23 protein-coding genes are annotated in these 26450 nt (G+C 67.9%); 7 read left to right on the top strand and 16 right to left on the bottom strand.

All coding sequences use genetic code 11. The features are described 5' to 3' along the window. Positions 1 to 26 precede the first annotated feature (26 nt). Positions 27 to 1430 (bottom strand): glycosyltransferase family 4 protein, encoded by a 1404-nt coding sequence (locus tag O7624_RS02890; RefSeq protein ID WP_282238801.1) that lies wholly within the window; start codon positions 1428 to 1430, stop codon positions 27 to 29. A gap of 360 nt (positions 1431 to 1790) precedes the next feature. On the opposite strand from O7624_RS02890, the gene glgX reads away from it, so the two are divergent. Genes glgX through treZ form a run of 3 tightly spaced genes read left to right on the top strand, consistent with a single transcriptional unit; the run spans position 1791 to position 7933 of the window. After that, on the top strand, positions 1791 to 3908 hold the full coding sequence (gene glgX / locus O7624_RS02885; protein WP_282238800.1) for a glycogen debranching protein GlgX: 2118 nt from the start codon (positions 1791 to 1793) through the stop codon (positions 3906 to 3908). Between the two features lies 1 nt (position 3909). Beyond that, complete coding sequence (gene treY, locus O7624_RS02880; RefSeq protein WP_282238799.1) at positions 3910 to 6195, top strand: malto-oligosyltrehalose synthase; 2286 nt, start codon at positions 3910 to 3912, stop codon at positions 6193 to 6195. A gap of 16 nt (positions 6196 to 6211) precedes the next feature. Further along, positions 6212 to 7933, top strand: a complete 1722-nt coding sequence (gene treZ, locus O7624_RS02875; RefSeq protein WP_282238798.1) for a malto-oligosyltrehalose trehalohydrolase — start codon at positions 6212 to 6214, stop codon at positions 7931 to 7933. Positions 7934 to 8028: 95 nt separating this feature from the next. Here the strand turns inward: treZ and O7624_RS02870 are convergent, their stop codons facing one another. The 7 genes from O7624_RS02870 to O7624_RS02840 form a co-directional block, all read right to left on the bottom strand. Beyond that, positions 8029 to 8982, bottom strand: a complete 954-nt coding sequence (locus O7624_RS02870; protein ID WP_282238797.1) for a hypothetical protein — start codon at positions 8980 to 8982, stop codon at positions 8029 to 8031. Beyond that, a complete protein-coding gene (locus tag O7624_RS02865; protein ID WP_282238796.1) occupies positions 8936 to 10057 on the bottom strand; it encodes a DUF3696 domain-containing protein in 1122 nt (373 codons plus the stop codon). The genes O7624_RS02870 and O7624_RS02865 overlap by 47 nt, the downstream gene beginning before the upstream one ends. After that, entirely contained in the window at positions 10054 to 11235 is a 1182-nt protein-coding gene (locus O7624_RS02860; protein ID WP_282238795.1) for a DUF262 domain-containing protein, read from the bottom strand. Before O7624_RS02860 ends, O7624_RS02865 begins: the two co-directional genes overlap by 4 nt. Positions 11236 to 11438: 203 nt before the next feature. Continuing rightward, entirely contained in the window at positions 11439 to 11921 is a 483-nt protein-coding gene (locus tag O7624_RS02855) for an NUDIX hydrolase (RefSeq protein ID WP_282238794.1), read from the bottom strand. 40 nt (positions 11922 to 11961) lie between these two features. Beyond that, positions 11962 to 12765 carry a hypothetical protein gene (locus tag O7624_RS02850; protein WP_282238793.1) on the bottom strand — a complete coding sequence of 268 codons (804 nt, stop codon included), beginning with the start codon at positions 12763 to 12765 and terminating at the stop codon, positions 11962 to 11964. Positions 12766 to 12956: 191 nt separating this feature from the next. Continuing rightward, positions 12957 to 13790: an IS5 family transposase gene (locus tag O7624_RS02845; protein ID WP_282237755.1), complete on the bottom strand. Its 834-nt coding sequence runs from the start codon at positions 13788 to 13790 to the stop codon at positions 12957 to 12959. Between the two features lie 63 nt (positions 13791 to 13853). After that, a complete protein-coding gene (locus O7624_RS02840) occupies positions 13854 to 14255 on the bottom strand; it encodes a hypothetical protein (RefSeq protein WP_282238792.1) in 402 nt (133 codons plus the stop codon). A 209-nt stretch (positions 14256 to 14464) separates the two neighbouring features. On the opposite strand from O7624_RS02840, the gene O7624_RS02835 reads away from it, so the two are divergent. Next, on the top strand, positions 14465 to 14629 hold the full coding sequence (locus tag O7624_RS02835) for a hypothetical protein (protein ID WP_282238791.1): 165 nt from the start codon (positions 14465 to 14467) through the stop codon (positions 14627 to 14629). Beyond that, entirely contained in the window at positions 14613 to 15845 is a 1233-nt protein-coding gene (locus O7624_RS02830) for a helix-turn-helix domain-containing protein (protein ID WP_282238790.1), read from the top strand. The genes O7624_RS02835 and O7624_RS02830 overlap by 17 nt, the downstream gene beginning before the upstream one ends. 124 nt (positions 15846 to 15969) lie before the next feature. Here the strand turns inward: O7624_RS02830 and O7624_RS02825 are convergent, their stop codons facing one another. The 3 genes from O7624_RS02825 to O7624_RS02815 all read right to left on the bottom strand — a co-directional run bounded on the left by O7624_RS02825 (position 15970) and on the right by O7624_RS02815 (position 19125). Beyond that, positions 15970 to 17082, bottom strand: coding sequence for a hypothetical protein (locus O7624_RS02825; protein ID WP_282238789.1), 1113 nt, complete (start codon positions 17080 to 17082; stop codon positions 15970 to 15972). Between the two features lie 116 nt (positions 17083 to 17198). Next, on the bottom strand, positions 17199 to 18077 hold the full coding sequence (locus O7624_RS02820; protein ID WP_282238788.1) for an inositol monophosphatase family protein: 879 nt from the start codon (positions 18075 to 18077) through the stop codon (positions 17199 to 17201). A gap of 253 nt (positions 18078 to 18330) precedes the next feature. After that, positions 18331 to 19125, bottom strand: a complete 795-nt coding sequence (locus O7624_RS02815) for a hypothetical protein (RefSeq protein WP_282238787.1) — start codon at positions 19123 to 19125, stop codon at positions 18331 to 18333. 653 nt (positions 19126 to 19778) lie between these two features. Between O7624_RS02815 and O7624_RS02810 the strand changes: the two genes are divergently transcribed. Next, a complete protein-coding gene (locus tag O7624_RS02810; protein ID WP_282238786.1) occupies positions 19779 to 21563 on the top strand; it encodes a cellulose binding domain-containing protein in 1785 nt (594 codons plus the stop codon). Between the two features lie 75 nt (positions 21564 to 21638). On the opposite strand, the gene O7624_RS02805 is transcribed toward O7624_RS02810, so the two are convergent. Further along, positions 21639 to 22622: a DMT family transporter gene (locus O7624_RS02805; RefSeq protein ID WP_282238785.1), complete on the bottom strand. Its 984-nt coding sequence runs from the start codon at positions 22620 to 22622 to the stop codon at positions 21639 to 21641. Between the two features lie 81 nt (positions 22623 to 22703). Here O7624_RS02805 and O7624_RS02800 point away from each other — a divergent pair, with 81 nt between their 5' ends. Then, positions 22704 to 23612: a LysR family transcriptional regulator gene (locus O7624_RS02800; RefSeq protein WP_282238784.1), complete on the top strand. Its 909-nt coding sequence runs from the start codon at positions 22704 to 22706 to the stop codon at positions 23610 to 23612. An 11-nt stretch (positions 23613 to 23623) separates the two neighbouring features. On the opposite strand, the gene O7624_RS02795 is transcribed toward O7624_RS02800, so the two are convergent. From O7624_RS02795 to O7624_RS02780, 4 genes are all read right to left on the bottom strand, one after another. After that, complete coding sequence (locus O7624_RS02795) at positions 23624 to 24160, bottom strand: hypothetical protein (protein ID WP_282238783.1); 537 nt, start codon at positions 24158 to 24160, stop codon at positions 23624 to 23626. 63 nt (positions 24161 to 24223) lie between these two features. Further along, positions 24224 to 24574: a UBP-type zinc finger domain-containing protein gene (locus tag O7624_RS02790; RefSeq protein WP_282238782.1), complete on the bottom strand. Its 351-nt coding sequence runs from the start codon at positions 24572 to 24574 to the stop codon at positions 24224 to 24226. A 132-nt stretch (positions 24575 to 24706) separates the two neighbouring features. After that, the gene (locus O7624_RS02785) at positions 24707 to 25321 is read right to left on the bottom strand and encodes a GNAT family N-acetyltransferase (RefSeq protein WP_282238781.1); all 615 of its coding nucleotides are present in this window, start codon (positions 25319 to 25321) and stop codon (positions 24707 to 24709) included. Positions 25322 to 25448: 127 nt separating this feature from the next. Next, positions 25449 to 26447, bottom strand: a complete 999-nt coding sequence (locus O7624_RS02780) for a hypothetical protein (RefSeq protein ID WP_282238780.1) — start codon at positions 26445 to 26447, stop codon at positions 25449 to 25451. Positions 26448 to 26450: the final 3 nt, after the last annotated feature.

The raw sequence follows: 26450 nt of genomic DNA, 5'->3' as shown, positions 1-26450 counted from the left end.
CGCAAGCGCGAGCGGTGGGTAAGGGGTCAGCGCAGGCCGGCGGCGGCGAGCAGGTTGCCCTCCGGGAGCGCCGGGAGCGCCCGCCCGTGCGCCATCTGCTGCGCCGCGCGTTCGGCGGTGAACGTCGGGGCCTGGGTGATCGCCGAGGCGTACGTCGAGGCGGTGCGGCTGGCGATGGCGGCCCAGCCGTACTGCTCGTGCACCATCACCCGGGCCCGGCGGGCCAGCGTCCGGGCGCGTTCGGTGTCAGAGAGCAGGGTGTGCACCGCGTCGGTCAGCGCGTCCGGATCGTGCGGCCGGAAGGTCACGCCGGTGACGCCCGGCTCGACGATCTCGGACAACCCACCGGTCTCGGCGACCGCCAGCGGCGCACCGGCGGCGGCTCCCTCCAGGGCGACCATGCCGAACGGCTCGTAGATGCTGGGCACGGCGAAGCAGTCCGAGGCGGCCATCACTGCGGGCAGGTCGGTGCCGCCGAGGAAACCGGGCAGGCTGACGGTGTCGGCCAGGCCGAGCCGGTGCACGTGGGCCTCCAGTTCACCCCGGTACGGCCCGTCGCCGACGATCACCGCGCGCAGCCCCGGGTGCCGCTCACGCAGCCGGGGCAGCCCGGCGATCAGGTGCTGCACACCCTTCTCGTAGACCAGCCGGCCGGCGAAGGTGACAAGCGGCCCGTCTCCGGCGAACCGGGCCCGCGCCTTGGCCACGGCGGCGGCGGAGACCCGCCAGCGGTGCGGCTCGACCCCGTTGGGCACCACGTCGACCCGGCCGTTCGGCACGCCGAACAGGCCGGCCACCTCGTCGCGCATGTAGCCGGAGCAGACGATCACCCGGTTCGACTCGCCGCCCAACCAGTGCTCCACGCCGTGGATGGTGCGGTTCATCTCCTCGGGTAGCCAGCCCTGGTGCCGGCCGGCTTCGGTGGCGTGGATGGTGGTGACGAGGGGGAGGTCGAGGTGGTCGCGCAGGGTCATCGCGGTGTGCGCGACGAGCCAGTCGTGGGCGTGGATGACGTCGTAGTCGTCGGTCGCGGCGGCGCGTAGGGCGGCGCGGGTGAGGGTGTGGTTGAAGGCCATGGTCCAGGCCAGCAGCGATCCGGTGGCCAGCGGGAAGGTGACCGGGTCCTCGGCGGCCCGGACGACGCGGACGCCGTCGACGTATTCCTCAAGCGGCGCGCCGTCGGCGTGGCGGGTGACGACGGTGACCTGGTGACCGGCGGCGGCCAGCGCCACCGACAGGGCGTGCACGTGCCGACCCAGGCCGCCCACGAGTACCGGCGGGTACTCCCACGACAGCATCAGGATGCGGCGGGTCTGTGTCCCGGCGGTAGGGCCGGACGGCGTCGGAACCTGGGGGCGCGAGGTGAGCGTGGGGCGGTGGACGCGATCCGGAGCGGTGGCGGTACGTCCGCCGACCCGCAGGGTGGTCACATCAGTCTCCGTCCGTGCAGGAAGGAACGCGCCGACGTCGGTGGCGGCGAACGGGCAGGGTTGGGTTTCGGACACGCGTGGACGCGTCCGCGGTGCAAGGATCTGATAGGCGCGCGCACTACGCGCCCGCGAACAAGGAAACGTCATGACGGCCGATCGCGCATCTCGAAGAGGGCCTCAGTGACCGAGGACACCGCAGGGTTCATCTCGGCTCAGTCGGGCGGATACCGGGCATTCACCCGATCGGATGGATTGGCGGTGGACCGTGCGGGGCATTACCGCCGCGCGCATCACCGGGCCGCCCCGGCGGGTGCGCTCATGGTGCGGGCGCGCTCATGACATGTGGGCCGAAGGAGCGACATGCAGGTCTGGCCGGGCGAGCGGTACCCCCTCGGGGCCACCTACGACGGGATGGGCACCAACTTCGCGATCTTCTCCGAGGTGGCGGAGAAGATCGAACTCTGCCTCTTCGACGAGTGGGACGTGGGCCACGAGCGCCGGGTCGAGCTGCGGGAGGTCGACGCGTACGTCTGGCACGCGTACATCCCGGGGATCGGGCCGGGGCAGCGGTACGGCTACCGAGTGCACGGCCCGTACGATCCGGCGAACGGGCTGCGCTGCAACCCGGCCAAGCTGCTCATCGACCCGTACGCGAAGGCCATCGACGGTGACGTGCGGTGGGATCCGGCGGTCTACGACTACACCCACGGCGACCCCGATCGGATCAACACCGACGACTCGGCGCCGTACATGCCGAAGTCGGTGGTGGTGAACCCCTACTTCGACTGGGGCAACGACGCGCCGCCGCGCATCCCGTACCACCACTCGGTGATCTACGAGGCCCACGTCCGCGGGCTGACCATGCGGCTGCCCGGCATCCCCGAGGAGTTGCGCGGCACGTACGCCGGCATCGCCTCACCCCCGATGATCGAGCACCTGACCCGGCTCGGGATCACCGCCATCGAACTGATGCCGGTGCACCAGTTCGTCAACGACCACCGCCTGACCGACCTGGGGCTGCGCAACTACTGGGGTTACAACACCATCGGCTTCTTCGCCCCGCACCACGCGTACTCGGCCCTCGGCCACCTGGGCCAGCAGGTGCAGGAGTTCCGGGGCATGGTCAAGGCGCTGCACGCCGCCGGGATCGAGGTGATCCTCGACGTGGTCTACAACCACACCGCCGAGGGCAACCACCTGGGCCCCACGCTTAGCTTCAAGGGGGTCGACAACCCCAGCTACTACCGGCTGTCCGAAGAGGATCGGCGTTACTACGTCGACTACACCGGCACCGGCAACAGCCTGAACGTCCGCAGCCCCCACTCCCTGCAACTGATCATGGATTCGTTGCGGTACTGGGTGACCGAGATGCACGTCGACGGCTTCCGCTTCGACCTGGCCGCCACCCTGGCCCGCGAGTTCTACGAGGTGGACCGGCTCTCCACCTTCTTCGAGGTGGTGCAGCAGGACCCGGTGGTCAGCCGGGTGAAGCTGATCGCCGAACCGTGGGACGTCGGCCCCGGCGGCTACCAGGTCGGCAACTTCCCGCCACAGTGGACCGAGTGGAACGGCAAGTACCGCGACACGGTCCGCGACTTCTGGCGCGGCGAACCGGCCACCCTCGCCGAATTCGCCTCCCGCATCTCCGGCTCCGCCGACCTCTACCAGGACGACGGCCGCCGTCCCTTCCACAGCATCAACTTCGTCACCTGCCACGACGGGTTCACCCTCAACGACCTGGTGTCGTACAACGACAAGCACAACGAGGCCAACGGCGAGGACAACCGCGACGGGGAGAGCCACAACCGCTCCTGGAACTGCGGCGTCGAGGGCGACACCGACGACCCGGGCGTGCTCGGCCTGCGCGCCCGGCAGCGCCGCAACTTCATTGCCACCCTGCTGCTGTCGCAGGGCGTACCGATGATCGGCCACGGCGACGAGCTGGGCCGGACCCAGCGGGGCAACAACAACGCCTACTGCCAGGACAGTGAGCTGGCCTGGATCGACTGGGACAACGCCGACACCGAACTGCTCGACTTCACCCGCCGGCTGGTGGAGTTCCGCCGCCAGCACCAGGTGTTCCAGCGTCGCCGGTTCTTCAGCGGCCTGCCGGTGCACGGCCGCGAGGTCGACGAGCCGCTGCCCGACCTGGCCTGGTACACCCCCGACGGGCGGGAGATGACCGGCGAGGACTGGGGTAACGACTTCGGCCGCTCGGTGGCGCTGTTCGTCAACGGTGAGGGCATCCGCGAACGCGGCCAGTACGGCCAACGCCACCACGACGCCTCGTTCTGGCTCTGCTTCAACGCCCACGACGCACCACTGGACTTCACCCTCCCACCGGCCGAGTTCGGCCACCGCTGGGAACTGGTGATCAGCACCGCCGAACCGGACCAGGACAAGGGCACCACAGTGGAGGCCGGCGACACGCTCTGCGTACCGGACCGATCCCTGGTGGTGCTGGAGAGGGTGGCCTGACATGCCTGCGAAGCCCGTCGGCGCCACCTACCGGGTGCAGGTGCGCCCCGGCTTCGACCTGGACGCCACCGCCGGCCTCGCCGGCTACCTCGCCGACCTCGGCGTCACCCACCTCTACAGCGCGCCGCTGCTGGCCGCCGCACCGGGCAGCGCGCACGGCTACGACGTCGTCGACCACCGGCAGGTCAACCCGGAAATCGGCGGCGAGGCCGGCCGGCAGCGGCTGCTACGGGCACTGCGGGACGCCGGCCTCGGCCTGGTCGTGGACATCGTCCCCAACCACGCCGGAGTGGCCGTACCGGCAGCCAACCCGGCCTGGTGGGACGTGCTGCGCCGGGGCCGCGAGTCGGCGTACGCCGCCTGGTTCGACATCGACTGGCAGCGGAGCCGGCTGCTGCTGCCGGTGCTCGCCGACACCCCCGACGCGCTCGACGACCTGAAGCTCGCCGACGGGGAGCTGCGCTACCACGAACACCGCTTCCCGATCGCCGACGGCACCGGCGACGGCGCCGCCCGCGAGGTGCACGACCGGCAGCACTACGAGCTGGTCTCCTGGCGACGCGGCGACGCCGAGCTGACGTACCGCCGGTTCTTCGCCGTCTCCAGCCTCGCCGGGCTGCGAGTGGAGGACCCGGACGTGTTCGCCGCCACCCACGAGCTGATCCTGGCCTGGGCGGCGGCCGGTGAGGTGGACGGCATCCGGGTCGACCACCCCGACGGGTTGCGCGACCCCGCCGGCTACCTGGCCCGGCTGCGGGAAGCCGCCCCCGAGGCCTGGCTGATCGTGGAGAAGATCCTGGAGTACGGCGAGGAACTGCCGGCGTGGCCGGTCGACGGCACCACCGGCTACGACGCGCTGGGCGCCGTCGGCGGGCTCTTCGTCGACGGCGACGCCGAAGCCGACTTCACCGCCCTGGACACCCGCCTCGCCGGCCGGGCCACCTCCTGGGCCGACCTGACCCACGACACGAAACTCGGCGCCGCCACCCGGCTGCTGGCCGCCGAACTGACCCGGCTGGCCGCGCTCGCCCCCGACGTCGACCCGGACACGGCCCGCGCCGCCCTGGCCGAACTCGCCGCCGCCTTCGCCGTCTACCGGGGCTACCCGCCCGAGGGGGCACGGCACCTGGCCAACGCCCGCGCCGAGGCCGGCCGCCGCCGCACCGACCTGACCGGCGCGCTGGACGCGATCACCCGCCGGCTGCGCGACCCCGACGACGAGCTGGCCCGCCGCTTCCCACAGTTCACCGGCGCGGTGATGGCCAAGGGCGTCGAGGACACCGCCTACTACCGGTGGAGCAGGTTCATCGCGCTCAACGAGGTCGGCGGCAGCCCCACCCACTTCGGCACCCGGCCCGGCCGGTTCCACCGCTTCGCCGCGGCCCGCCACGAGCGCTGGCCGGCGAGCATGACCACCCTGTCGACCCACGACACGAAACGTGGTGAGGACGTCCGCGCCCGCCTCGCCGTCCTCGCCGAGCTGCCGCAGCGCTGGGCCGACGCGGTCACCCGCTGGATGGCGGCGGTGCCGTTGCCCGACGCCGCCCTGGCCCACCTGCTGTGGCAGACCGCCGTCGGCGCCTGGCCCATCGAGCGCGAGCGCCTGCACGCGTACGCGGAAAAGGCCGCCCGGGAGGCGGCGGCCTCGACCAGCTGGACGGAGCCCGACCCGGACTTCGAACGGGCCATGCACGCCCTGGTCGACGCCATGTACGACGACCCGGCCGTCAGCTCGGAGCTGGCCGCCTTCGCCGCCGAGATCACTCCGCCCGGCTGGTCGAACTCGCTGGGTCAGAAGCTCGTGCAACTGGCCATGCCCGGGGTGCCCGACACCTACCAGGGCACCGAGCTGTGGGAGAACTCGCTGGTCGATCCGGACAACCGCCGCCCGGTCGACTTCGGCGTACGCCGGGAACTGCTGGCCCGGCTCGACGCCGGCTGGCAGCCGCCGGTGGACGAGACCGGCGCGGCGAAACTGCTTGTGGTGTCGCGGACCCTGCGGGCGCGTCGCGACCACCCTGAACTGTTCGGCGACTACCAGCCGCTCATCGTGCACGGGCCGGCGGCCCGGCACGCCGTGGCCTTCGACCGGGGCGGTGCGGTCGCCGTGGCCACCCGGCTGCCGCTGCGACTGGCGGCGGCCGGCGGCTGGCGGGAGACCACCCTGTCACTACCCGTTAAAGAGATGTCGTGCCTGTTCACCGGTCGGGTCTACAGTGGCTCTCAGGTCCGCCTCGCGGACCTGTTGACCACCTATCCCGTCGCGCTGCTGGTGCCCACCACCTGACCCGGGAGGCTGCGTCATGACCGAGTTCACCGTCTGGGCGCCCGAGGCGACACGGGTACGGCTGCACCTGCCGGGTGCGGCGGACCACGAGATGCGTGCCGGCCGGGGCGGCTGGTGGCGGGTCGAGGTGCCCGACGCCGGCACCGACTACGCGTTCCTGCTCGACGACGACCAGCCGCTGCCCGACCCCCGGTCGGCCTGGCAGCCCTCCGGGGTGCACGGCCCCAGCCGGATCTACGACCACGCGGCCTTCGGATGGACCGACGGTTCCTGGACCGGCCGGCAGCTGCCCGGCAGCATCCTGTACGAGCTGCACGTCGGCACCTTCACCCCGGAGGGCACCTTCGACGCGGCGATCGGCAAACTCGACCACCTGGTCGACCTGGGTGTCGACATGATCGAACTGCTGCCGGTCAACGCGTTCAACGGCGAACACAACTGGGGCTACGACGGCGTCTGCTGGTACGCCCCGCACGAACCCTACGGCGGGCCGGACGGCCTGAAACGTTTCGTGGACGCCGCCCACGCCAAGGGGTTGGGGGTGATCCTCGACGTCGTCTACAACCATTTCGGGCCCTCCGGGGCCTACGCGCCGAAGTTCGCGCCCTATGTGGGGGAGCGGCACACCCCCTGGGGTCAGGCCATCAACCTGGACGGCCCGCACTCCGACGGGGTACGCCGCTTCATCATCGACAGCATCCTGATGTGGCTGCGCGACTACCACGTCGACGGGCTGCGGCTGGACGCCGTGCACGCCATGCCCGACACCCGCGCCGTGCACCTCCTCGAAGAGATCACCGTCGAGGTCGAATCGCTCTCGACGCATCTGGGCCGCCCGCTGTCCCTGATCGCCGAGTCCGACCTCAACGACCCCCGGCTGATCACCCCCCGGGAGGCCGGCGGCCACGGCCTGCACGCCCAGTGGAACGACGACGCCCACCACGCCCTGCACACCCTGCTCACCGGCGAACGGCAGGGCTACTACGGTGACTTCGGCACCATGGAATGCCTGGTGGAGGTGCTCACCGGGGGCTTCTTCCACACCGGCACCTGGTCCAGCTTCCGCAGCCGCCAACACGGCCGCCCGGTCGACCCGCGTACCCCCGGCCACCGCTTCGTCGCCTACCTCCAGAACCATGACCAGATCGGCAACCGCGCCGTCGGTGATCGTCTGTCGGCCTCGCTCTCCCCGGCGTTGCTGCGGGTGGGTGCGACCCTGCTGATGACCGCGCCGTTCACCCCGATGCTGTTCATGGGGGAGGAGTGGGCCGCCTCGACGCCCTGGCAGTACTTCACCTCGCACCCGGAGCCGGAACTGGCGACCGCTGTGGTCTCCGGTCGCCGTGCGGAGTTCGCCGCCCACGGCTGGCCCCCCGGCGACGTGCCGGACCCGCAGGACCCGCAGACCTTCCTCCGTTCCCGGCTCGACTGGGCCGAGCTGGACAAACCCGAACACCGCGAGATGTACGACTTCCACCGCCGCCTGATCGCGCTGCGCAAGTCCCGCCCCGAGCTGTCGGATCCACACCTGTTCGCGATGGAGGTACGCCACGGCGACCAGTTCCTGGTGATGCGGCGGGGTGGCTGCCTGGTCGCGGCGAACCTGGCCGGCAAACCCCAGCGGGTGACGTTGCCGGGGGTGGCGCGGCGCGTCCTGCTGGCCACCGGTAGCGGCGTCACAGTGCAACGCGACCGCATCGAACTACCAGCCGAAACAGCAGCGATCGTGGCGCTTTAGCCTCCCGCTAGTTCGCGTGGTGGCTGGGTGGCTTGTTGTCGATTCGCGGTTCTCTTCTGCAGGGGAGAACCGGTGGAAGTGTTTGAAACTCATGTCTAAGTGTCGAGATGGTCCACGAAAATGCCGATCAATATTTGTCCGCCCGGAAAGGCTCTCGGCGTGGTGAAGTGAATTCTGTCGGTGTTCCAGGTCCGCTTTGCGTGCCATTCGCACAAATAAGCCACACCGTCATATTTGACGGTCCGTTGATTGATTGCCCTCGTGTTCTTGTGAGTCTGGGAACTTTCGGGCGAGACGTCTACTCCGTAGGAAGCGATATCGGCCTGAACTGCTTGACGCACGCCCTTCCGGGACTCAAATGAGGCGGTGAGAAAGTTGTTGATCACTGTGAGTGCTAGAACAACCCAGTTGTACACTTCATCGTAGGGGGCGCGGAATCTTCGGAAGTCCAGATCGGGGTGAAATGCAAGTTTCGGAAATGCTCGTTTGGCAACCGTGAAGAACTGCTCAAATGCAATCCTCTCTCGCGACAAGACGAGCTGCCAGTATTCGATCGTGTCTGAGGTTCCCGCTAGAAAGAATATTTCGGCACTAGCGTCTCCGGTGGTAGCTGGAAGTAAGCCTCGTCTTTCAGTTGTTGGGCACACTAGGCAAGCCATTAAGTGACCGCTTGACCGCAACACTGCATATCCTATTGACCAACTCTCCACCGGCTTTTCCGATACTACGCAACTGGTGACGACGTCGTAAACATCTTCGTCCCAGTCGGCGCATCTATCGAGTAGGTCGCTACAGCGGCGGAGTGTGTCGACGTCGATGTTGGTTGATCTCTCGTACAGGAGGGCGTAAAGAGGTAATCCCGCCCGGCACTCAAATTCTAGGCAAAACGAGACTTTGCTTACTGGAATGCCGGATCGAAGGAGTTCGGAAAGCGTGTCGTTAAATTCGTCGAGAGCCTCTTCGGCCTGTAGATCATTAGCGCTGTGAAACGTAAGGCTTGACTCATCGATCACTATTCTGAGCGGCTCGTCTGGCTTCCCTTTTTGCATATGCAAGCCTTCCAAGGTCTTGGTCTAACTGATCGAAGAAGCCAGGAGGCCAGCTGGACATGCGTCCTCCGACGCCAACATCAATCGGAATAGGTGATGATTCGGATCCGTCAAAGTAATGAATTACAAGGTCCGACGGATCTATAGTGTGATCATCGACTGCGGCGCGACGAATGCCGTTCAGTATGTGGTCGCTATGCGTTTCTATGATTACCTGGGCGCCAGTGCCGGCCACCCGACCCAGAAATCTTCCTAGCTTGGACTGTCCTCCTGGGTGGAGATGAGCCTCAGGATTCTCAATGATCAGGATGCCGTGTCCGACTGCTAACCCGGCAACGATAATTGGAAGTGAATAGGAGACGCCGAAGCCGATGTTTCCCGGTCTGAGCGATTGAGACTCCATGTTTGGCGCCTGGAACCGAATCATGCTGGCAGTCATGCCGAGTGGCCACTGGGCTTCAATGCGAATTGGCCGTACGATGTCGGACATCCACGCCTCAACCTGTGCCCGTAAGGTCTGAACCGCCGGTGCACCTGGATGTCTTAATGCTTCCGCGACTACGTCGCGCTCTCGTAAAGTGATCGCTTGTGCCACATACTCGCCCCGAACTCCTACGCCAATATTCAAGATTTCATCGGAGGTTACCGAAAGTTGGTCACGAGGTCCCAGTCGTTCGGCGTTTAGATAAGTGAAGGGCATGCCGGGGGCGCTAAGCGCTTCGGGAAGCGGCTTTGGCCTGTGGGTGATTGGAAGGTGCAGAGTTCGTTCCTCAATAACTGCAGAGAAGTTAAAATCCCGCCAGCTACCTGCAATGCTCAAAGATACCTGTATGTCTTGGTCTTCGGCGGCGGCGTGAAGAGCGTCATCGGCTTCGCCGATTTCAAGACCGTATGGTCCGTTCAGTTGTACGACAGAAGCTCGTTCGTCCTCGCTAGCTTGGCGAACTAGGAGAAGGGCTTGAATCAGGCTGCTCTTTCCTGCACCATTAGTGCCAGTTAGAACCGTCAGGCACCGAAGAGGCAGATCAACCTGACGAAAACACTTGAAGTTCCGTATTTTGATGCGTTCTATCATCGGCTTTCCTGCACGGATTCGGCGGCCTTCCGAAACCGATACCGCACTTTCCTGGCATCGCCAGTTGAGGTAGTTATTGCCGTTATGTAGTCTGCATCGTTTGACATCAAAATCCGGGCCCTTTCGACGATCTTGCCGCGGGTTTTGGAAACTGTTGCTGGATCTATTTCGGCAAGTGCGACCGACCATGACTCGAATAGAGCCCGGTTGAAGGGGCTAAGGTTGTCTTTGCCTAGCGGCCATTTGCGGAATGCATGATCTCCGAAAATTTTGTAACTGTTGTCCATTGCTTGCCTAAAGTCGTGTCGAAGTAGCTTTAGTGTTGATTCCGGTACCTGTTTAGGGTCATCCAGCCTTCTAGTAGCCTCATCTAGAAAGGGTTCCATTGCTCGGTAGCGTTGCTCTTCATACGCATCGACGCCTAGTAAGCGAAAGGCGCAGAAGCGGAGGACCATTTCTCGATCCGTCATGCGCACTCTAGATCTCAGTGCCTCGCCGATAACGGCTTCGAACTCTGGTAATGTTGCGCACTCTGCCAGGAAATCTCGGCTGCGGTTGCCGCTCATGCAGTGGCGAATTTCCTGTGCGTTAAGGGGGGAGCCGCCTGTGTTGAGACGCTTAAATATGTTGTATTTTACGTCAGTCGGCGTGGAGGGATCGATGACATGGACAACCAGCTGACTGCTGAATATCCGACGCTTCCATGCCTGTGGGAGGTCGTCAAACCTCTGCCCAATCGCAGTTTTTAGGTATTCTAGGCCGTGCAGCGCGAACGCCTGGTTGCGTACAAAAGAGTGGATTGTTGACAAACGTTGCAACCCATCCACCGCTCGGTACATGCCGTCTTCATCTTCTGCAAAATAGAAGGCGGGTAGGGGGATTTGCAGAATTATCGACTCGATAAGGCGAGACTTTTGTGGCCCCTTCCAAACAAGGTTCCGCTGGAAGTCTGGGGCTAGCTCTAGATCTTCTTCATCGATCTGATCAAGGACTTGGCGTATGGAGAACGTTTTGGTTGAGACCCGAATAGCGTTTGGGTCCCAAGGTCGGGCGATCTGTTCGTCTTCATCAGGCTCATCTTCCTCCAGTTCGACTCCTAGCGGCTGGTTGTCGAAGTACTCCTCGCGTGGCTCGTGGGCCGCCTCGCGCGACTCGTTCCGCTCCTCGTGCTGGATCATCTGCCTGCCTCCGTTGATCAGCTAGATCAAATCATACGGATCCGATGGTCACCAGGCTCATCCGGCGCTCGCGATAGCCACACTTACGGTGTCCGTCAGGTGGTTGGTGGACCCGCATGATCGACCACCGTGGAGCAAGCCATGAGGGGGACTTGGCGAGCGACACTTCGTCCCGATGGTGTTGCTGAGACTGGTTCGAGTAGTCAGAGCCGGTACGGCATGCCCGCGAGGTACACCGGGACGCGCCGAGCGCGAGCCTGCATCGCAGCTGCGACTCGTGGTGCGACATCATCTGGAAGGTGTCGCGCGGCCTGCTGTAGCGAGAAGAAGGCGACGTCTTCCAACTCATCCTTTGACAGGCAGAGTTGATCTGTATCGGTGAGCAAGCCACAGTCGAAGGTGAAGCTTGCAAGCGATCGTGGCCTCTTGCCGGCGGGAGGTGCCCAGTCCACGACAAGCAGCCCGCCGACACTCACGCTAACGCCCAACTCTTCCGTGATCTCTCGGACGCATGCCTCGTGGGGATACTCGCCCTCGTCCACGTAGCCGCCGGGGAAGGCCCAGTGGTCGCGGTAGGTGGGCTTGACGAGGAGTACATCGCCGGCCGGGTTTGTGATGAAGGCGGCCGCAGCGGCGTAGAAGGAGGCGAGGTTGGCGTACCAGGTGGCGGGCTCCGTCCAGGTCACTTCGGTGACGTTAGCGGACATGTCTCGCTTTGGCTCTGGGTCAGACGGGCGACGCTGTCGCTCCGAGAGCATGAAGGAGGTCGTTGACCTGGGACGCGGACTGGTGTGGTCCGAGGATGGTGACGAGTTCCCGGATCCGCTTCTTCACGCGCGCTGAGTGAATCTCCGTCGCATGCTGCGCTAGTTGCCAGCCCCACCCGCAAGCAGCGTCGAAGTCCCCGGCTCGCGCATAGCTTGTTGCGATAAGTGCCGTGTGCAGGGCGAGCGTCCTGGGGTTCCGCTCGCCAAGTGCGATCGCATCGGGGTGGTGCCGTAGTGCCTGTCGGCTCAGCTGTAGATCGCTCAGGCACTTCAACGCGGCACCGGCGAAATGGGCCGGGCTAAAGTAGTTGGTCCAGCGGGGGCCGGCTCCGGGGGTCGACCGGCCAAGAGCACGTTCAGCCTTCGCCAGTGCCGCTTGGCAGACCCGCTTGTCACCCGAGCGGCCGTAGGCGCTGGCGGCGGTGGTGTAAAGGCGAGCGAGGACGGCGGCAGGGGCTCGACCTGCTCCGTCGATTGCTGCTTCGGCGAGCCGTGCTGCGTCCTGGGTGTGCCCGAGGTAGATGGCCTGGGTCGCGAGATTGGCCAGCAGGTGTGAACCGTACAGGCGGTCGTCAGCTGCCTTGGCGAGCCGAAGGGCAATGATCAGGTGCTGCTGAGCTATACCGTGGTCGCCGGCGTCATAGGACATGAAGGCAAGTTGGCCGGTGAGCGTGGCGGTTGCGCGCATGAGCTCTCGCCCGACGGTGTCGCTGTAGGTGCCGTGCAGCATTGGGGCGACCTGGCGCAATAGGAGGTCGGCCATGAGGGTCCGGATGCGCGGAGAGCCGCCTCCATGACGCCGGTCAAGGTCGGTGAAGTGGTCGGCGAGGGCGTACAGCGACTGAACTTCGGCCGTGGTGACTGACTGTCGGCCGGACCGGCTGACCGACTTGTCGGGCCAGTCGTACCGCCAGGCGAAGGCGGCCTGTAAGTGCGTGTTTGAGATGGAGTTGATCAGGTCCTGGTGAAGGTGCGGCGGGGTTGCCGGCGGGCGGGTTGGCCGCGGGTGATGCGGCGGGTGATGCCGGCGATGGCGGCCCAGCGGATGAGGGCTGCGGAGATGGCCGGGTGGCGTTCGTAGTCGCGGGCCAGGCGGCGGCAGGCGGTGAGCCAGGCCAGAGTCCGCTCGACCACCCACCGACGTGGGTGGACGGCGAAGCCGCGCTGGTCAGCGGGTTTACGGACGATCTCCAGGGTGGTGCGCAAGGTGTCGCGAGTCCAGTCGACCAGGCGGCCGGCGAAGCCCTGGTCGGCGTAGACATGCCGGATCGGGCTGATCATGTAGGCGCCCAGCAGGGCGGTCTTGGCACCGTCGCGGTCCTGCCAACTCGCGGCGAGGACGGTGACGGCGACCAGCAGTCCCAGGGTGTCGGTGACGATGAACCGCTTGCGGCCGTTGACCTTCTTCCCGGCGTCGTAGCCCCGACTGTCCCGACCCACGGTATCCGCGCCCTTCACCGTCTGGGAGTCGATGATCCCCGCCGACGGGTCCGGCTGACGGCCTTGCTGCACCCGCGCCTTGACCCGCAGCGTGGTCAGGAGCTTCTCGGTGACGCCGGCTTCTTCCCACCGGGTGAAGTACCAGTACACCGTCTGCCACGGCGGCAGATCCGCCGGCAGATAGCGCCACGGACACCCCGACCGCACCACGTACAAGATCGCGTTCACGATCTCCCGACGCGGATGCTTCTCCCTGCGGCCGTCCGTGCTCGGCTCGGGCAACAACGGCTCGATCAGCGCCCACTGGGCGTCAGTCAGGTCCGAGGGGTAACCGCGACGTGCAACCACCGCGCCACCCTGCCCGCCCCGGCAACAGATGTCACGCCGCCACACCGTCCACAACAGACCTTCTCAAACACACTCTAAGGCAGTGGCGTTGTCGAAAGCTTCGTCGGTTTGGGGACTCACCTGCTTGGTCAGCATCGTCCAGAGTCGCTCGGCGGATTCCATCGCGTCAGCGGTAGACGCAGGGTAGGAGAGGTTCTCGGCAACCTGAGCGGTCGTGAAGCCCAACTCCGTGATCGCGACTGGACGACCAAGTTTACGACTGAGTACGTCGGCCATGATGGCTTGCACCTGGTCAGCAGGGCGGCGCCCGCGTAGCCACCAGTAGACGCTGGCGGCGTCGTACCGCCATGTGCCGTAAGTGCGTCCGGCGTAATTGAGCTGGCGGGCAAAGGCAGCGCGGGCGTTGCCGTAGCCCGCGTCACCCAGCACGGCTGCGAAAGCCTCATTAGTGACCGGTCGCACCATGGCTTGCACCTTTCGAGTTCAATCGGCTACTGCCGGTGATGAGCTTATGGCCTCCTGGACCGCCATCGGGAGGCGCGCAACCCCGCACAACCTATTGCTAGCTCAACGCAATGCCGCACGTCGGCCGCCATCTGTCCCGCCGATCGACAGTCGGCTTCGCTGCTACCGGGTGCCGAAAGCGACGGCGCTCCGAGGCGACGGAGGGTGGCATGAACCGCGACGAGTCGATTAGCAGAGGTGAGCGGATTGAGGCGGCTGAGCGGAAGGCGGCGAAGCGGCGGCTGTTGGAGCAGGCTGAGGCGGAGCGCGTACCGGTGGAGGAGACCACGCGGGCGGTGCCGGATCGGCGGTGGCGGCGTGACCGGCCGGAGTGAGGTGCCAATCGGGCGGCGGGTGGCACAGTGGCGGGTGCGGCGGCGGATGACGCAGCAGGGCCTCGCGGACCGACTCGGGAAGTCGAAAAGCTGGGTCGACAAGGTGGAGCGGGGTGCCCGCCGGCTCGACAAGTTCTCGGTGATCCAGGCTATTGCCGAGGTGCTGCGCGTCGACCCGGCGGTGCTGCTCGGCCAGCCGACGCCGCCGGCCGGTGTCGGCGTACCCGACGGGCTTGATGAGGTGCGGGCGGCGCTTGCCCGGTACGGGGTGTGCCAGGCGGCGTTTCCGGTGTCGACGGCGGAGCTGCGTCGGCAGGTAGGGCACGCCTGGTTGAGTTTTCAGCATGGTCAGTATGCGCAGGTGGTGCGGGCACTGCCGGGGTTGCTGGATGCCGTGCGGATGTCGTCCGCGTTCGAGCACGCGGAGTCGCCGGTGCAGGCGTACCGGGTCGCCTCGTCGGTGCTGGTGAAACTGGGGGAGGCCGCCCTTGGGTGGTTGGCCGCCGACCGGGCGGTGGCGGCGGCGGGCGGGGACGCGGTGTTGACGGGTACGGCGGCCATCTCGATCGGGCAGGCGTTGCGGCTCGCCGGCCGGGAACGGTTGGCGCTGGCGGCCACCGTCGCCGCCGCACAGCGGCTGACCACACCTCGGCCGTCCGCAGGCGGGGCAGTGTCGTCGGGTCGGCGGGCGCAGGAGTTGGCGGTGGGTGGGACGCTGCTGCTCCAGGCCGCCCTCGCCGCCGCGAGCTGCGGCGAGCCTGGGCAGGCCGAGGCGCTGCTCGGCCGGGCCGCCGACCTCGCGGACCAGGTCGAGGTCGCAGAGCAGCAGCGGGACGTCCGGGTGGCCCTCGCGGATGACCCGCAGCGTACGAGTTTCGGGGCGGTCGCCGTCGAGTTGACCCGGGTGGTGGTGGCCGTCGGGCGGGGCGACCTGGGCGAGGCGCTCGGTCGGCACGAGCTGGTGATCCGGCGAGAGGGCTGGCGGCGGCTGCCCGCCGAGTATCGGGGTGCCTATCTGGTGGATGCCGCGCGGGCGTACCTGCTCGCCGGTGACCTGGCCGGGGCGGGACGGATGCTGGTGGCGGCCGACGGTGTCGCACCGGCCGAGGTCCGGGCGCGGCCGTCGACGCGTACCCTCCTCGGCGAGCTTGCCCGGGGACGACCCGCACCGCCCGGTGTGGCCCGGCTGGCCACCCTCGTCGGCCTCACCCGCTGATCCACCACCACCTTGTCGCTGATCATGCAGTTGTGGCACGAGGAATGGAAAGAATGCGCCGATTGTCAGGTGCCACAACTGCATGATCGACAAGCGTGGCGGCCGGGGCGGGTGGAGGGTTGGGTCAGCGGCCGGCGCGTTTCCAGGCGCGGTAGAACTCCTTGTAGAGGAAGCGTTGCACCGGCGTGCCGGTGGCGGAGAGCTGTTTGCCGAGTGCCCGTGCGCCGATCCACATGCCGGCGACCTTGGGTACACCGGGCACCGACTCGGTCACCGATGCCACCCCGTTGACCAGTTCCTGTTCGACCGGCGAGAGCGCCACCCGGCGCAGGCCGAGCCGTTCCAGGAGTTGTCGCTTCGCCCCGTTGATGTCGCGGGCGAGGCGGAGATAATCCTCGTCGGTGACGCAGCGGGCGACGGCGGCCCGCAGCTCGGCTGCCTTGTCCCGGTAATCGGCGATCCGGGCGACGATCAGGTCTATCCATTCGCGTTCACCGAGCCGCCCGGTCTCATCCGCCTGCCAGAGACGGCCGCCCAACAGCGGAAGTTCGAGTTCGAGAAGCTGTACGCGGTGCGTGTCATTGTCGTCCGCCGCCGTCACGAGGGACTCGTGGATCCCCCGGATGGCCTTGATGACGTCGAGCACCACCGTTTCCGTCGCACCCTCGGTGGAGAGGTCGAAGGTCAGCAGGAAGTCGCGCCGGACGGGATGGGCCTGGTAGGACAGGCTGGTGGCGTCCGCACGTGCCTGATACTTCAGCCCGCGCGCCAGTGTCGCCGCGACGTAGACCTCCTCGCCAGGCGGCGCCATCAGTCGCAGCGGGCCACGTAGCACGATCGAGGCCGCTCGTGCCCAGGTGCCGAAAGGGTCGTCCTCGACCCCGTCGGCGGTGGTGATCCGATCCGTGTGATGACCGGCTACCCGTACATTGGCAGCCTGGAAGGCGCACCAGCCGTGGATGCGCTTCGACAGCGAGTTCCGTGAGTCGGGCAGGGCATCGTCGCAGGTGACAGCCTGCCCGATGAACTGCCCGAGGACCTGGTTGCCGCGCCAGCTCTGCAACTCGTGCAGCGCCGTCTCCTCGGCGTCCCGCATCCGGTTGGTCTCGTCGTCGTCGAGTTGCAGCGGGTGCAACAGTCCCACGTCGGCCAACGCCCGGAGGAGATACGGTCTGGCGCCGAAGTCGGCGGCCGAAGGTCGGGCGAGTACCGGATGCGCCACCCACACCCGGTCCATGAAGATCAGAGATTGGATCAGTTCGACAAACGCTTGGCGGGCGAACGGGTCGTCGGGCCGAGTCCCGCGGTTCTGCGCAACGACGAAATCTTCCGCGCTGATGATCGAGGTGACGTCTACGAGGACTTCGGTGTTCCGATGGGGGAGTCCCGGGCTAGCTCCACGAACCACTTGACGGCCTCCGGGCGACCCAGAACGGTGCTGGCGAAAGTCGGCTCAGGTTGGGCGAGCGTTTCCATGGGCACCGGCAAATGCCGTTTCCCATTCACGTCTGTGGACATTAGACCGACGATCTCACCGAGACACAAGCCTGCGAGGCCGTCCCAGACCTTCTGCCGAGGGCGGTAGAAAAGGTCGAAGCGCGGCGCACCCGCCGCGAGATCAGTGAGGTCCAGGGCGGTACGCAGCATGTCCAGCGTCTGTGACGTGGTCCGCGTTTTCAGGGCGTAACCTGCCTCGGCCATGCCGATCTCGTGCGGTGGGGCTTCCGATCGGGCGCTGCGGGTCAGGGATGCGACACGAATCGGCTCGCGGTTGTACGTCGCCGGTCTGCCGTTGACTCTGATCGTATCGTCGGCCCGAGAGGCGACCACCACGATCGGTTTACCACCGTCTCCCAGTTCCGGCGCGACGATGAGCGCGGCAGCCGGCTCCCGTCGCTCCAGCAGGCACACCACGGAGCAGAACTCGGTGCTGTGCGGATTGACGAACTCAGCCGTGCCGTCGATCGGATCGATCACCCAGATCCGCTCGGGTTCCTCGTCGTGGCCGGGCCGCCACGAGCCACTGCCCGACTCCTCGGCCAGCACGCGAGCATCAGGGTCCACCGCCCGGATCTTGCTGATGACCATGTCTTCGACCGCGAGGTCGGCTTCGGTGAGCAGGGTGCGGTCGGCCTTCTCCCGCACGTTCAACTCGGCTACCCGGGATCGGTATGAGGCGAGGATGTCCAACAGCTCAGTCGTCAGGTCGGTCCACAACGGGTCAAGGTTCATCGACTCGACACTCCTCGCGACCGGCTCTCGGCACCGCTCGATCGATGGTCCCATCATCCCACTTCGGCGATAGTTCGCCGTGCTGGCCCAGCGTCGCCCGGCAGCGTTCGGCGTCGCCCGCCTAAGAGCTCTAAGACGACCCTGCTGCGGAGTCGGTGGACCGATCTGTGGCAGTGCCGGCATCCGACACGCCGGGTCGCGACCTCCTGCACTGCCACAAATCCCTATGGCCACCGAACGGTTGCCGGTCGACTCATCGCGCTCGCCAGTCGGCGGGATCCTTGACGCCGTCGGCCAGCCGGATCGAGGCCGCCAGCCGTAGCGCCATGTCTCGGCCCCCCAGCGCCTCGTTGCCGCGCCGGCTCATGATTCTTGTCTCCGCGACGCACTCAGCGCACCCACCGGGAAGCTGTTCCACCCGGTAGACCCCTTCGCCATTCCTGACCCAGTCGGCCGCGGTGGCGGCACGGCCCGACACGGTCACGTCATCGGTGCCGTTGTGTCTGCCGCTGGCCAGGCTGTCGGTGCTGATGCCGACCTGAATGTCGGGCCTCAGGTAGCCGCGGTAACCCTTGATCGGCTTTAGCACGTACTGGGCGTGGGCGTAGTTCCTCAGTGGGGCGTCGTGGGGCCACAGCTCGTCGTCGGCCCATTGCAGGTCGGCGCTGCCGAGCACGGCACCGTCGGGCAGCTCCATCGCCTGGACCGGCAAGGCCAGTGGCGTCGTCTCCCAGCGAATGCCCTCGGCCACCTGACGCGTCATCTCATGTGGGTCATCACCGGACGCCGCAATTCGCATCCAAGCGTCCGGCGCGTACTCCCAGGACAGAACGCCGCCCTCGTTCTGAAAGGCGGGACGGCCACGTACCGGCGCGACGGACTCACCCGGGACGCGCCATCCGGCCTCCTGGTCGTACTCCCGATCATAACGATGGACATCGACGTCCCGTGCCGCCATCAAGACCTCGACGCGCCAGGTCGATGCGGTCGAGACCTCGTCGCTCTGCCGGGGGTCATCGGGTCGTCCGGCCATGTCGATGATGTGCATGTCCGGCTCGGTCTGGTAGCGGACCTGGTGCACAGGGCCAGGTAGAAAGCTGAGGCGGAACAGTTGCTGGCCGGGGTCGAACCGGGTGGGTGCCGAACGGGGTGGGTCACCTGGCGTGTGCACCTCCGGTCTCCGTCCGGCGACCCACACGGTCAGGCCCGCTGCCACCGCCACCACCGTCGTCACGATCCCCAGGACCAGGATCCATCGGTTGCGCCGGTCCCCGCGGGCAGGTGGCACCTCGACGTGGGGCGCAGGCGGGACCGTGTTCCCTCCGTTCGCGTCACTCGCCACGGACACCCTTCCGACCCCGGTGCATCGACCGACAGCGTGATCTGGGGGAGTCTACGGCCGATCCCGGCCCCATCCGGAGTCCCGCCCGGTGTGATGGGTCGGCCTGTCGGTTCGGCAAACGATTGCAGTGCGCTGGGCAGGGCTGGCAAGATGACCGTCGATGCGGTGCCGGGGAGTGGCAGCGATGGTCACCCGAGCCGAGGGCAACGGCGCGGGAGCGGATCGTTCCTGATCGACTTGTAGCTGGGGGCGACGGCAGGCGGTTGGCTCGCTGCCGTTCGGCCGCTCGGGCTGACCGGGCGTGCCCAGCTGCGCGAGGTGCCGCCGCTGCCTGGCAGCGGCGGTAGAGAGGAAGCCCGATGAGGCTTGCCCAACCTGACAACGTCCCACCGTCGCGTCGGCGGCACGGAGCCGGCGCGATCACCGTGCTCGCGGCGGCGACCTCGCTGGTCACCGTGGCGGGAATCCTGACCGCGCCGCCCTCGCTGGCCGCGACACCCGACATCACCGTCAACACCGCTTCGAGTTTCCAGACGATCGACGGGTTCGGGGCCGCGACGCCGATCTTCGGTGGTTCCGGTGACCCGTGGACGACGAGCGAAACCCAGACCCTCGTCGGTACGGGGCCGGGACAGCTCGGTCTGTCGATCGTGCGGACCGTGGTGTCGCCCGTATCGAGCGAATGGGGTCTGTACGCCAGCAGCCTGCAAACGGCGAAGTCCTACGGCTCCGACGTCAAGATCCTCGCCTCGCCGTGGACCGCGCCCGCCCACTTCAAGACGAACAACAGCAGGATCAACGGCGGCAAGCTCCGGACCGACTACTACGACGACTATGCGGAACACCTGAACAGCTACGTGCAGTTCATGAAGAGCCGGGGGGTCACCATCGACGTGACCTCGGTCCAGAACGAGCCGGACTGGCACCCCGACTACGACTCGATGGACTGGACCGGTACCGAGATGCGGAACTTCGTCCGCGACCACGGTGCCCGGGTCAGGGACACCCAGCTGATGGTCGGCGAGTCCCTGCGGTTCGCACGCCAGTACTCCGACCCCACGTTGCAGGACGCCACCGCCCGCAACAACATCGGTTACGTCGGTGGCCACCTGTACGACGCCGAGAACAGCGGGAACCTTTCTCCGTACCCGCTTGCCGCCCAGTACGGCAAGAACCAGTGGATGACCGAGTGGAATCTGCACGCGGCCGACGGCAGCGGTTCGAACATCTGGGGAGACCCCGGCAACACGGCCGTCTGGAACGAGACCCTCGACGACATCATGCGGACCGTGCACAGGTCGATGGAGGCGAACTGGAGCGCCTACATCTGGTGGTACGGCCGGCGTTTCTACTCCTTCATCGGTGACGGTGAGGCGCAGTGGGGGACCACCAAGGGCGCCGTCCTCAAGCGTGGCCAGGCGTTCGCCCAGTACGCCAAGTACGTCCGCCCCGGTGACCGCCGGGTGGGCGTGTCGAAGAGTTCGCGGGCTTCCGGGCTGGAGGTCACCGCCTACCGTGGCCGGGGCAAGGTCGTGCTGGTGCTGCTCAACCGGTCGAACAACGCGGTCAACGACGCCGTCGTCCAGGTGCCGCAGAACATCTCGTCGGCCGAGTACATCGTCACCTCACGCACCTCGGGCGCCCAGTCCCAGGCGGTGAACATCAGCGGGGGACAGGCGACGGTGAACGTTCCCGCCCGGAGCATCTCCACGATCGTCCTGACCGAAGGGTCCGCCTCACCCACGCCGACGGTCACCCCGACGCCCACTCCGACCGTCAGTCCGACGCCGACGCCGACGCCCACCCCGAGCCCGACCACCGAGCCGCCCACGGGGGCGTGTCGGGTGACCAACGCGGTCAACGCGTGGAACAACGGCCTGGTCGACAACATCACCATCACCAACACCGGCACGAGCGCCGTCAACGGCTGGTCGCTGCGATTCACCCTCGCTGCCGGGCAGACGATCACCTCTGGTTGGGGTGCCACGTACTCACCAACCAGCGGTCAGGTGACTGCGACGAACGTCAGCTACAACCCGTCCATACCGCCGGGAGCCTCAGTCACCATCGGCTTCCAGGCCACTCATGGCGGCAACGACGCCCCGCCCACCGGCTTCACCCTCAACGGCGCTGCCTGTAGCTGAGCAGCTCATTCTGGAAGCGGCGCACGCCGGCCCCCGGCCGGCGTGCGCTGCCCCACCATTGGCTGCCCACGCCCCTCAGCGGCGCGTCGCGAACACCACGCCGGTCAGGCAGAGCGCGCCGCCCAGCAGGGCCAACAGAGCCGGCACCTCGCCCAGCAGCGTCCAGGACAGCAGGACGGTGACCGGCGGGACCAGGTAGGTGGCGGCGGTGGTGCGCCCCGCCGTCCAGCGCGACAGCACGTAACCCCAGGTGAGGAAGCCGATCGCGGTCGGGAAGACGCCCAGGAACAGCACGCCGATGGTGGCCGGTGCCGGGGCTGCGGCGAGTTCGGCGAGCAGGGTGGGGGCGAACGGCAGCAGGGCCGCCGTCCCGGCCAGCGCGCCGAGCCAGGTCATCGTCGGCGCGGCCATCCGCGCCAGGAGGCGCTTCTGGAGCAGTACGCCGAAGGCGTACAACAGCGCGGAGAGCACCGCCAGCCCGACGCCTACCTTGTCGGCGTGCCCGGTGAAACCACTGGCCGCGATCAGGGCCACGCCCACGAAGGCGACCGCTACCCCGACGCCGAGCCGGCCGGTGAGTCGCTCGCCCAGGACGAGCACCGCGGCCACCGCGACCAGGATGGGTGCGACCGCCACGAGCAGGGCCGCCGTGCCGGCGTCGACCAGCCGCTCGGCGGCGTTGAGCGCCACGTTGTACCCGCCGAACCAGGCCACGCCCCAGAGCGCGACGAGTCCCAACGTGCCACCACGGGGCAGGGTGTCCCGAGTCGTGGCGTGCGGTGCTCGGGCGCGCCGCAGACGGGTGGTGACCGCGACGAAGACGCTCAGCGCGGCGGACGCCGCCACCATGCGGCCCAGCGCCATGGCGCCGGGGGAGTAGTCGTGCCCGGCGAAGCGGATGCCCACGAACGCCGAGGCCCACAGCAGCACCGTGGTCCCGGCCGCGGTGACGATCGGCCAGGACCGGGGCCGCTCCGCGCGCCCGGCGTACCCGGTGACCGGCTTCTCGGGGACGGCCAGGATCGGGGCGGCGGGCTCGGTCATCGACGGGCTGCTCATGAGGAGATTCTCGGCCGCCCGACGATTCAGCACCAGCGACTGTTTCTTCACAACAGTTTAGTAGCGCTTTATCGTTGGGCGGTGCTTGACGTTCACCGCCTCCGCGTCTTCCGTTCCGTCGTGGCGTCCGGGTCGGTCCAGGCCGCCGCCACCAACCTCGGCTACACCCCCTCCGCCGTCAGTCAGCACCTCACCGCACTGCAACGCGAGACCGGTCTCACCCTGCTCGCCCGAGCCGGACGAGGGCTGCGGCCCACCGCCGCCGGGCACGCCCTCGCCGCCGAAGCCGATCGGGTGCTCGCCCGGGTCGGTGCGGCCGAATCGCTCATCGCCGACCTGCGCACCGGTCGCACCGGTGCCCTGTCCATCGCGTACTTCGCGTCGGTGGGCGCGGCGTGGATGCCGCACGTGGTGCGGTCCATCCTCACCGGACTTCCCGGAGTACGGCTCGACCTGCAACTACGCGAACACATCCCGGACAGCCGGGAGGAGCGCGCCGACGTGCAGGTGGTCGTGGCGGGCACCGGCTTCGACCCCGGTTCGGGCTTCACCGCCCACCACCTCCTCGACGACCCGTACGTCGCCGTGGTGCCGGCCGGGCATCGCCTCGCCGACCGGCCGGAGACGGACCTGGTCGACCTCGCCGACGAGCGCTGGGTCGACAACGACTTCGCCCGGGGCTGGTGCCGTGCCAACCTCCTGGAAGCCTGCACCGCCGCCGGTTTTCGTCCGGCCTTCCGGGTCGAGGCGCACGACTACCGGACCGCGCTCGCCTTCGTCGCCGCCGGCATCGGCCTCACGGTGCTGCCCGCGCTCGGCGCGGCGCACCTGCCGGACGGGGTGACCTGCGTCCGGCTGCTCCGCCCGACACCGACCCGGTCCATCCACGTGGTGGTGCACGACGCCGTCGAGCACACCCCGGCGGCCCGAATGGCGGTAACCGCGCTACGAGCCGCCGCCCAGTCCGCCCCCACCCCGATCACCCCCTGACGATCCGCTGGTCAGCTCGGCTCCAGCGCTCCACGCGCGACAGCGACGAACGCGTCGCGGCGTTCGGTCCGGCAGCGCAGCGCAGCGAGGTGCTCGGCACGGTGCCGCTCGCCCGGCGGGGTGGCTTCCGTGGCCTGCTCCCGGAGTAACCGACGCTGCTGGGCGTACTCCTCGTTGACGCTGCGCACGGTCCGCCCGGCGGCGTCCGCGACCGGGTCCGGGCCGGCCAGCAACACCAGGTTGTACGCCTCGTCGAGCGCGCGCAGCGCCCGGTACGGGGCGTCCTCGCCGGGTGCGGTGTCCGGCCCGACCCACCCGGTGTCCAGTGCCCGGTACGCCCGGTCGCAGGCGGCCAGGAAGCCGACGTACGTGTCCCGCCGTGCCTGGTCTCGGCGGACCGTACGCTGCGCGTCGCGCTCCTCCCGAGCGGCGGTGAGTTGGCCGGTGACCTGCCGACGCCCGGTGAACGCGGTGACCAGCCCGGTGAGGCCGGCGGCGGTCAGCGTGGACAGTGACGTGATCAGCGCGATGGCGACGGTCTCCCGCATGCCGACCATCATGGTCGGCCGGCCCACCCGGGCCTCGCCCGACCACCGGTCCCAGCCAGCGCCCTAGCGGTGCAGCTGCCGCTTCCAGTCGGCGGGCACGCGCTCGGCCGGAGCTGGTGCGCCCTGCTCCGGCGGACGGCTGACGGGCGCCACGAGCGAGGGCCCCTGTTCGTACAGCACCTGCTCGTCGTAGTCCCAGAACCATTCCTCGCCCGGCTCGAAGCTGCGGACGAACCGGTGCCCGGTCGCGGCATGGTGGGCGCTGGCGTGCTGGTTGGGCGAGGAGTCGCAGCACCCGATGTGACCGCACTGGCCGCACCGCCGTAGATGGAACCACCAGCCCGGCGGTTCGGTCGCCGCACAGTCGGCACAGCCCGGGCCGCTGGGCGGCGCCTCGGGGTTGATGCCCTCCATCGCGCGTCCTCTCCGTCACAGCGTGCACCATCGCGCGGCGTGCGAAGCGCCGCAGCAGGCGTGCAACTCTACCGTCGGTCCGGCCGCGCGGTTCGTGCCCTGGTTCCTCGCTGTCCGTCACGTTCGGGCAGTTCACCCGGGTCGGGTGGCCCGCCACTCTGCGCCGGTGATGGCGTACTCGACCTCGCCCTGTTCGGTTCCGGGCAGCGGGTCGTCCCAGGACGGGAAGTAGGTGCGGACGTAGCGCAGGCCGACGGACTCCATCACCCGACGAGACCCGATGTTCACGGCCATGGTCTGTGCGATGACCCGGCGCTGACCGACCGTCTCGAAGGCGTGTCGCAGCAGTTCCCGGGAGGCCTCGCTGGCCAGACCCTGGCGCCAGTGCCGGCGCAGGAGGCGGTACCCCAGCTCGGCGACGGCGGGATCGTCCGGCTGGTCGGGGCCGTGCGCGGGCGGAAGCATCATCAGCCCGATGAACTCCCCGTCATCCTCGGCCTGCGGCGGCCTCGATCCGCGAGCCCCGCCGTCGGTGCCGAACGCCATCCAGTAGCCGAGGCCGTCCACCTTGTCGGCCAGGGCCATCCGGTTCGCGTGCGAGGTGACCACCTCGTCCCTGGTACGGGGCCGGCCGTAGAGGTAGCGCAGCACCTCCGGGTCGGAGTCCAACTCGACCTCCAGGTCGAGGTGCCGATCGGCGAGTGGGACCAGCAACAGACGATCGGTACGCAGAACCGGTTGCGGCATCGGGCCACGATCGCACGCGTCCGCCCGCGCGGCGCGTGATTTTCGTGGCCCGTGCCCAGCGAGGGCGGCGTGACGCTCGCCTGGGCCAGCACCGACGTCAGGAAGTCGACCGGGGCATGGTTCGCGGTCACGCCCAGGGGGCGGTCGGGTACCAGGGGATGATCTCGCGGCGGGCGAGCAGACGGATGTCCCAGTAGAGGAAGGTGAAGGCACCCGCGATGAGGAACGCCACCGCCATGGTCGCCGCCAGCCGGCTCGGGCGGGCCGCGAACCAGCGCTGGAGCCGGCTGCCGGCGAACCACGTGAGCAGGATGAACAGCACCGCCATGATGACGATGTTGCCGATCGACTGGAGGGTGAACGCGGCGGCGCCGTAGAGCGGGTTGCCGCTCTCCGCGGCGTCGCGGAACATCTGCCGGAACAGCGAGAACGGGCGTCCGATCAGGAAGCCGGCGATGAGCGCGCCCATGAATACCAGCGGCGCATTGGGATACCGGCGGGAGATCCGGGCGAACGGGTCCGGCACCACCCGCAGGGCGGCCAGCCCCAGGTAGATCATGATCAGCCCGATGGCGCCGAAGACCACCATGGACTGGATGCTGCGCGGCGAGAGTGAGCCGGCCGTGTTCGAGGCGGTGGAGAACTGGGGCATCGCGGTCCCGACCAGGCCGACGACCACACCGTACGTGGCGGAGACCGCGATCATGCCGACCGCCATCCAGCCCAGCGGTCGCAGCGGTGCCAGGAAGCGGCTCAGTCGACCGCCGGAGGTGCCGGCCAGCGGGGCGAGCGCGCCGAAGGCGGCGACGTTGCAGGCGGTGAAGGTGCCGGCGATGCCCGAGACGAACGCGAAGAGCACGCCGGCCACGACCCCACTGATCGGAGTCTCCTTGGCGTCGTGACCCAGCAGCGTGTTGGCGACGTTGTCCCCGATGGTCCGGTCGACGAACTCCGCCGACCAGACGACGGTGAGCAGGAAGCCGGCAAGCACGCTGAGCGCGATGATCAGCCCGCGTCGACGTGGCGTCTCGCCGGGGACGAAGATCGAGGTGCGGCCGGTCTCGGCCGGAACGCGGAGCTCGTCGTCAGCGGGTGGAGGGCTGGTGCGCCTGTCGGTGTTGGTCACGGA

The organism is Verrucosispora sp. WMMD1129, from assembly GCF_029581255.1.
Taxonomy (GTDB): Bacteria; Actinomycetota; Actinomycetes; order Mycobacteriales; family Micromonosporaceae; genus Micromonospora; species Micromonospora sediminimaris.
This window is presented reverse-complemented; position numbering and strand designations above follow the sequence as displayed.

Excerpts from the sequence above, each read along its gene's own strand:
- glgX (WP_282238800.1), top strand. The coding sequence starts at position 1,791 with ATGCAGGTCTGGCCGGGCGAGCGGTACCCCCTCGGGGCCACCTACGAC.
- treZ (WP_282238798.1), top strand. The coding sequence starts at position 6,212 with ATGACCGAGTTCACCGTCTGGGCGCCCGAGGCGACACGGGTACGGCTG.
- O7624_RS02825 (WP_282238789.1), bottom strand. The coding sequence starts at position 17,082 with ATGGACCGGGTGTGGGTGGCGCATCCGGTACTCGCCCGACCTTCGGCC.
- O7624_RS02805 (WP_282238785.1), bottom strand. The coding sequence starts at position 22,622 with ATGAGCAGCCCGTCGATGACCGAGCCCGCCGCCCCGATCCTGGCCGTC.
- O7624_RS02810 (WP_282238786.1), top strand. The coding sequence starts at position 19,779 with ATGAGGCTTGCCCAACCTGACAACGTCCCACCGTCGCGTCGGCGGCAC.
- O7624_RS02795 (WP_282238783.1), bottom strand. The coding sequence starts at position 24,160 with ATGCGGGAGACCGTCGCCATCGCGCTGATCACGTCACTGTCCACGCTG.
- O7624_RS02835 (WP_282238791.1), top strand. The coding sequence starts at position 14,465 with ATGAACCGCGACGAGTCGATTAGCAGAGGTGAGCGGATTGAGGCGGCT.
- O7624_RS02850 (WP_282238793.1), bottom strand. The coding sequence starts at position 12,765 with ATGGCCGACCTCCTATTGCGCCAGGTCGCCCCAATGCTGCACGGCACC.
- O7624_RS02820 (WP_282238788.1), bottom strand. The coding sequence starts at position 18,077 with ATGAACCTTGACCCGTTGTGGACCGACCTGACGACTGAGCTGTTGGAC.
- O7624_RS02785 (WP_282238781.1), bottom strand. The coding sequence starts at position 25,321 with ATGCCGCAACCGGTTCTGCGTACCGATCGTCTGTTGCTGGTCCCACTC.
- O7624_RS02815 (WP_282238787.1), bottom strand. The coding sequence starts at position 19,125 with ATGCACATCATCGACATGGCCGGACGACCCGATGACCCCCGGCAGAGC.
- O7624_RS02870 (WP_282238797.1), bottom strand. The coding sequence starts at position 8,982 with ATGCAAAAAGGGAAGCCAGACGAGCCGCTCAGAATAGTGATCGATGAG.
- O7624_RS02790 (WP_282238782.1), bottom strand. The coding sequence starts at position 24,574 with ATGGAGGGCATCAACCCCGAGGCGCCGCCCAGCGGCCCGGGCTGTGCC.
- O7624_RS02865 (WP_282238796.1), bottom strand. The coding sequence starts at position 10,057 with ATGATAGAACGCATCAAAATACGGAACTTCAAGTGTTTTCGTCAGGTT.
- treY (WP_282238799.1), top strand. The coding sequence starts at position 3,910 with ATGCCTGCGAAGCCCGTCGGCGCCACCTACCGGGTGCAGGTGCGCCCC.
- O7624_RS02840 (WP_282238792.1), bottom strand. The coding sequence starts at position 14,255 with ATGGTGCGACCGGTCACTAATGAGGCTTTCGCAGCCGTGCTGGGTGAC.
- O7624_RS02860 (WP_282238795.1), bottom strand. The coding sequence starts at position 11,235 with ATGATCCAGCACGAGGAGCGGAACGAGTCGCGCGAGGCGGCCCACGAG.